Here is a 1,463-nt window from a genome sequence, read left to right on the forward strand (position 1 = left end):
ACATCAATTATTCTTTATAACCTAATTCATAAAGGGCACCAATCAGTGCTTTAATACCTTCAGCCAAGTCTGATGGCTCAGTAAACTCAGCTGGATTATGGCTAATTCCCTTTAAGCTAGGAACAAATAGCATAGCTGTTGGAACAGCTGGAGCAAAAATTTGTGAATCATGTCCAGCCCCACTGTGCATTAGTTTGTAAGTCAAACCATTTTCTTTGCATTGTTTTTCAATTAATTCAACAACCTTCTGGTCCATAGGAACAGGATCAGCATCCATCCAAAGATCGATGTTTATTTCAACACCATGCTCTTTAGAAATTGCTTCCATGCGTGCGGTCATTTTTTCAGTGAAAGAAACAATTGCCTCTTTTTCAGTATGACGTACATCAATTGTGAAGATTGCTTTACCAGGAACTACGTTAACAATATTAGGCTGAGCTTCGATTTTACCCACAGTTGTTACAAGTGGATCTCCCTCTTCTCTAGCCATAGAAATGATTTCATAAACCATCTGGCTTGCAGCATACATCGCATCTTTGCGGTAGCCCATTGGCGTTGTACCCGCATGATTAGCTTCTCCAGTAATTTCTACTGTATAGCGTCTTTGACCAACGATGTTATTTACTACACCTACAGGGATCTTTTCATTTTCTAATACGTTCCCTTGCTCAACATGCACTTCAACAAATGCTTTTAAGTCATCTCGCATCCCTTTTGATTCATCCCTGAAGCCAAAACCAGCATTTTTCATCGCTTCCACAAACGGAATACCTTCAAAATCCTTAATGGTTTCAACATCTTCACGTTTTGCTAATCCTACAATGTTTTTTGAGCCCCAGAATGCATAAGGGAAACGGCTTCCTTCTTCTTCCGCCATTGAAACAACTTCAATGTTGCGGAGAGGTTCGCCGTATGTTTCTTTTAAATATTTTAATGCGAGGATACCGGCAATAATCCCGTATGCACCATCATATTTACCGCCATTTTTTACTGTATCAACATGGGAGCCAGTTAGTACTGTCTCGTTCACATTTTTCCCTTTAAGCGTTCCAAACAAATTGCCAATTTCATCAAATTTAGCTTCAAGACCGATTTCTTCCATCCAATCTTTTAAAGCTTTTTGGCCTTCAACCCAGGCTTTTGAATAAAGGAGACGTGATACTCCCCCTTTAGGGTCTTCGCCGAAGCCTGCTAGCCAATCAAGTTTAGAAGCAGCTTCTTCTGGCAGTTCGCCAAAGTTCATTGACTTTCCTTTTGTTTCTTCAGCCATTATGTTCATCCTTTCTGTTTAATTCTTGGAACTTGGATTATGCTAATATAGAGCGTTAAATTTAACTTCATGAAGTAAGCAGATTACTATTTGCAGTTCATTTGAAGAATGACATATAGTATTCTTTGTTATGTAACAACTTCCTATGCAACTGCTTACATTTAACATTTATAAGTTTTTGAGAAAGGTTTTT

1 protein-coding gene is annotated in these 1,463 nt (G+C 38.5%); it reads right to left on the reverse strand.

Going from position 1 to position 1,463, the window contains the following annotated elements; translation table 11 throughout:
* Nucleotides 1-7 precede the first annotated feature (7 nt).
* On the reverse strand, nt 8-1,270 hold the full coding sequence (gene allC, locus V7149_RS25575; protein WP_438824033.1) for an allantoate deiminase: 1,263 nt from the start codon (nt 1,268-1,270) through the stop codon (nt 8-10).
* Nucleotides 1,271-1,463: the final 193 nt, after the last annotated feature.

Origin of the sequence: Bacillus sp. JJ1503, from assembly GCF_036965125.1 — a bacterium.
In the GTDB taxonomy this organism is placed as follows: domain Bacteria; phylum Bacillota; class Bacilli; order Bacillales; family Cytobacillaceae; genus Cytobacillus.